This is a genomic window from Colwellia sp. BRX8-7, from assembly GCF_014077275.1.
Classification (GTDB): domain Bacteria; phylum Pseudomonadota; class Gammaproteobacteria; order Enterobacterales; family Alteromonadaceae; genus Colwellia_A.
Genome location: NZ_JACGVP010000041.1, coordinates 1 through 4,938, shown reverse-complemented (window position 1 = coordinate 4,938; position 4,938 = coordinate 1). Strand labels below are relative to the sequence as shown.

The window sequence follows — 4,938 nt, the reverse complement described above, 5'->3', positions numbered from 1 at the left end:
AAACAATAAACACCGCACCACTTCGCCACCAAACTTTAATTGATAAACAATAACAAAAAATGATTACCGATCAACTAAATACAAAAGATTACCAAAACAAAGGAAGGAAAGTAAAAAACGCCGCTTCTTTGCATAAAAATATAAACTAGCCAAACACTTTAAAAATAGAACAAGTGGTGCCTGCTAACGCCCCATTAAGAGGCAAATAATAGTTGGCTAAAATAAGCGACGAAGGAGCAAATAGCCAGCTGTTATTTGTCCTGCTTGAATGGCTTGTTAGGTGTTTTTAACTCTTTGATTAATATTGCGTTTACTCAAAAATTTAATAAAACAACTTATTAGACCTATTGGCAACGAAAAAACAAAGAACCAACCTAGGTAAGCACTAATAAAAACTTTGGCATCTATGGCACAAAAGTATGCAACTACACTTGCTATCATTAAAACGAAAACCGCATAGTATTTTGATTTACTAAATATGCAAAGCACTATTAAGTATAAGTAAATTAACACACCAAATAATGCAAATATATCTACGCCGATCATAAACACCTAACGCCACATTAAGCGGCAAAAAATTGTTGGCTAAAATGTTGAACGAAGTGAAAACAGCCAACTGTTTTTTGTCCGTTTGAATGCCTTGTTATGCGATTTTTACATTACCACAAGCCGCACAATTTATATAAATATTAGTAACATAAAATACACATTTAAAAAACTCACAGCATTGCGACACAATAAACCGTGAATTTTGAGCCACTAATGAAAAGTGAATTTACCACTTACCTGCTTTGGCGAAAAACTATTTAACCAAAAACTGAAATAGATTTAATTACGCGTAAATAACCAGGATAAAGAAAAGGCAACTACCACAATTACATTTAATCGAATTCGCAATGCCGCATAACGCCCTATTAAGCGGCGCGAAATTGTTGGCTAAAATTGCGAGGAACGAAGCTAGCCAACTGTTTAGCGTCCGTCTTGAATAGCTTGTTATATGTGGCTTACATGGCAAACACTTAAGTTACCAAGAGCAATAAAAGGTTAAAGCGTGGAATGAGTAGATTTAAAAAACCTTTCGCCACTTTGCTCCTAACCGTGAATTTGAGCCGTTTACTAAAAAGCCAATTAAGCAAAAACCTAAACAGACTTTGTAAAACCTAAAGGGAATTGAGCGATATGCACTAAATCCATTTAGGCGAAAACTGTGTAACCAAAAATACAAACTGATTTTATGCCACTAAAGTTACCATAAAAAAGAACGGAAACAAGCACAAAACTAATAAATTAAATGCCCAAGTTACAAAAATAATTTTATGAATAGTGGCGACATATAACGCCCCATTAAGAGGCAAATAATGGTTGGCTAAAATAAGCGACGAAGGAGCAAATAGCCAACTGTTATTTGTCCTGCTTGAATGGCTTGTTAGGCATTACCTAGCACCAAACTATGCCTTTTGTTTATTAAAACTGTAATTAAAATCTCGTTTTTGAACATTACGATTGTCATATTCTGCCCACCAAAGAACATTACGAGGATCATTTAAGGCTTTATTGGTATAGCTTTCTAATGAATCGTAATCACTTTCTGATAGGAATAATGTACACCTAACTATGCGCGAAAGATTGATCTCAGTATCGAGAGCTAATAAAGGCTGAATAATTTCCTTTGCTCTTTCGGCATCTGAATAATTATTATTTATCCAAACCTCGATGTCATCTTCAAACTTTTTCATGGTATGCCTAACGCCCATTTAAGAGGCAAAATATAGTTGGCTAAAATAGGTGAACGTAGTGAACAAAAAGCCAACTGTATTTTGTCCTGCTTGAAATTCTTGTTAGGTGCACTTTATTACCTGAACAGGTGAATTACAATGCTCTAAGTTCCCTATTAATTCGTTATTATCTGGATAGTTAGGGCAATTACCAATATTAACAGCATGGACGCTACCATTTGGTTTTACCTCTACATCGACAAAAGATGCAACAAACTTGTCTCCTAATTGACGACTCCAAGTAAAGTGATAACTGGTATTATGTGATTTTAGGAATGTTCTATCTGGCACATTAAACTTACTAGTGAAAGAAGTTAAAATTATATCCTGACTCATTACATTTATACTCGCAGAACGTGCTGTCCAAGAGAACGGCCAAGATCTGGTGATATCGACAGATATTTTGCATTCGCCAATCTCCGAGGTGCGCGACAGTCCAGAAACTATGTCTCCATATTCAATGTTCTTTAAACTACTTGAGCCTGCTTGACTGAGCCAAACAAAAAGAATAAGTATTGGAATCCATTTACGGTTCATGATGAATACGCCTCACGTCCTGTGCACCTAACGCCGTTTTAAGCGGCAAATTGCAGTTGGCTAAAATAAGTGAGGCACGAACAAAAAGCCAACTGTAATTTGTCCGACTTGAAAACCCTTGTTATAAGGCCTTTACGCCTTACACCTTTTAAACTGCCACCTCTGAGTTATATCAGTTTTGGTAGGCCTATTTATATCATAGCCGTATGCTTCCCAGCCTTGGTTGCCTAATGAATTAAGGATAGCAATATGATGTAATGATTTTATTTTGAAATATTCTTTTAATGTTTTGTCAGAAAATCCCATTTTTAATTTGTTATCTTGCCAAATCTCCTGCTCACCTGGAGGATGAAACATTACGAAATAACTATATTCTTCTTTGTCGTCACCTAAGTTTATAGTGCTTGTTGTATACGACAAGGCGGCATATTCCCATGATTTACATTCATAGGCATTAGCGAAAGCTGAAGCTAAAAATATACTTATAGCTATTAAATATTTCACGATACTTTTGAGGCCTTATAACGCCCCATTAAGAGGCAAATAATGGTTGGCTAAAATAAGCGACGAAGGAGCAAATAGCCAACTGTTATTTGTCCTGCTTGAATGGCTTGTTATAAGGTCTTACTCTCCCATATTAAAGAAAGTGTAACCTTTACCTCCAAGCCTATTCCACCACTTTAATGCGTAGATGCTATCCAAATAAATTTCAGGTGTAGCTTCATGATTTTGATCTAAACTAGACATTAAACTTGAATCTTGTTTGATTAATTCAATGGCTTTTAATTCAGCTTCTTCAATGTCACAAGCTTTAACCTTACGTGTTGTCATAAAACCTAAAAGCTCTGTTTTGCCATCAGATAATACAGGGAAATTTTTCCCCTCAAGGATTACAGAATACTTTGGCATGACTGACCTTATAACGCCTTGCTAAGCGGCGCGAAATAGTTGGCTAAAATAGCGAGGTACGAGCACAGCCAGCTATTTGTGTCCGTTTGAGCAACTTGTTATACGGTTTTGCTCCGAATTTACTTTTCTAAAGCTCTTTTCCACCAAGGTACGGTATAGTCCACTTTATCTTCAGGGATTATACTTCTATGCTCTCTAACATAGTAATCCCAAAATGAGGTTTTAGACTCTTTGTTATAAATGACAAAGTCTTTATTTGATTCGTGAAACTCTAACAATTTTCGATATGCACCAACAGGCTCTAATGGATTACCTTGCTGAAAAATCACCACGCCGCCATATAGTTCATAGAGCTTTTTACTTATTTTATATGTACGCACAAAGTCTTTGTAAATATTTGAAATTTGTTCATTAATTTCTTCTGATTCTATTTCAGTTGGACGCCAGTTCGCTTCACTTTTAGGCCGCTCAGAAGACAATGCTTCCATTGCATTAATATAGTCATCAACTTCTTCTTGTGATGGCTCCACATCGTAATTTTCCGAGAATTTACTAACAACTTGTTTCCATATCAATGAAGTCAACTTGCTATTGTGAACTCTATTCACAATTTCTGCTGTTGACAAATCAGGATAAGAGCGCTTGTACCTATCCAACTCTCGTTCCTCTGGTTCTAGATCCTTAAGATATATAGTTTCCCCAAATACTAAAGCTATTTTTTCATTTTTATAAGTGCCTGAGTTTCCGCTAAAAGATGAAATAACCATCAATGTAACAAATGCGTAAGTTAATAATTGAACCATTTTCATAAAATACCTCCATGTGTCCTTAGTGTGATGCTACCGTATACTTCGAACTCTGATTAACCGTATAACGCCCCATTAAGAGGCAAATAATGGTTGGCTAAAATAAGCGACGAAGGAGCAAATAGCCAACTGTTATTTGTCCTGCTTGAATGGCTTGTTATGTGTTTTTTGCACTCCACTTGCCAGATAGAATCATGACATAAACACCGACGGTAATTGTACCAAGCATTAATCCTATAAAAGGCGATGAGCTCCCAACAAATATAGACATGCCTAGTGAAGCACCTAAACATAAAGTTACAGCACTTAACTGTGCTCGATTAAGTTTATTTTTGAATTTCATTTTGGACTCCTCATCCTTGAAGTTACTGTAAATAGTCGAAACACATAACGCCCCATTAAGAGGCTTTTAATTGTTGGCTATAATGTGAAGCGAAGCGGAACCTAGCCAACTGTTAAAAGTCCTGCTTGAATGGCTTGTTATGTGTATTTTTCTGATTCGTTAAATATACCGCGATTATTAATCCTACAACACCACTTTGCTACCCGAGTCCAATCGCCGTTTACACTTGGATTATTTAACTCAACAAAACCATCAGCAAGCAAGTTATCTTTTTTACCCGAAATATCAGTATCATCCATATAAATATAAACAGGCATGCCTGAGAATAAAGTTATATCGATTCCATCAGAATTAACTTTCACATCAGTTTTGGAAAGCAAAACCAAATCACTTTCAACCATTTCATTAAAATCGACAAATATTCTTGCTTGACTCATATCAATACACATAACGCCTTACTAAGCGGCGCGAAATTGTTGGCTAAAATGTACGAGGAACGAGTGCTAGCCAACTGTTTAGCGTCCGTTTGAGTAACTTGTTATATGGCTACTTGCCTAACCAACTTATT

7 protein-coding genes are annotated in these 4,938 nt (G+C 36.0%); all 7 read right to left on the bottom strand.

The annotated features are described in order from the left end of the window. Positions 1 to 1,448 precede the first annotated feature (1,448 nt). Positions 1,449 to 1,736: a hypothetical protein gene (locus H4J57_RS19045; RefSeq protein ID WP_182243929.1), complete on the bottom strand. Its 288-nt coding sequence runs from the start codon at positions 1,734 to 1,736 to the stop codon at positions 1,449 to 1,451. A gap of 102 nt (positions 1,737 to 1,838) precedes the next feature. Further along, a complete protein-coding gene (locus H4J57_RS19040; protein WP_182243928.1) occupies positions 1,839 to 2,312 on the bottom strand; it encodes a hypothetical protein in 474 nt (157 codons plus the stop codon). 132 nt (positions 2,313 to 2,444) lie between these two features. Further along, a complete protein-coding gene (locus H4J57_RS19035) occupies positions 2,445 to 2,816 on the bottom strand; it encodes a hypothetical protein (protein ID WP_182243927.1) in 372 nt (123 codons plus the stop codon). Between the two features lie 120 nt (positions 2,817 to 2,936). Then, complete coding sequence (locus H4J57_RS19030; RefSeq protein WP_182243926.1) at positions 2,937 to 3,221, bottom strand: hypothetical protein; 285 nt, start codon at positions 3,219 to 3,221, stop codon at positions 2,937 to 2,939. A gap of 119 nt (positions 3,222 to 3,340) precedes the next feature. Continuing rightward, positions 3,341 to 4,030 carry a SurA N-terminal domain-containing protein gene (locus H4J57_RS19025; RefSeq protein ID WP_182204773.1) on the bottom strand — a complete coding sequence of 230 codons (690 nt, stop codon included), beginning with the start codon at positions 4,028 to 4,030 and terminating at the stop codon, positions 3,341 to 3,343. A gap of 154 nt (positions 4,031 to 4,184) precedes the next feature. Next, positions 4,185 to 4,370, bottom strand: a complete 186-nt coding sequence (locus H4J57_RS19020) for a hypothetical protein (RefSeq protein ID WP_008170482.1) — start codon at positions 4,368 to 4,370, stop codon at positions 4,185 to 4,187. Positions 4,371 to 4,507: 137 nt separating this feature from the next. Continuing rightward, positions 4,508 to 4,819, bottom strand: a complete 312-nt coding sequence (locus tag H4J57_RS19015) for a hypothetical protein (RefSeq protein ID WP_182243930.1) — start codon at positions 4,817 to 4,819, stop codon at positions 4,508 to 4,510. Positions 4,820 to 4,938: the final 119 nt, after the last annotated feature.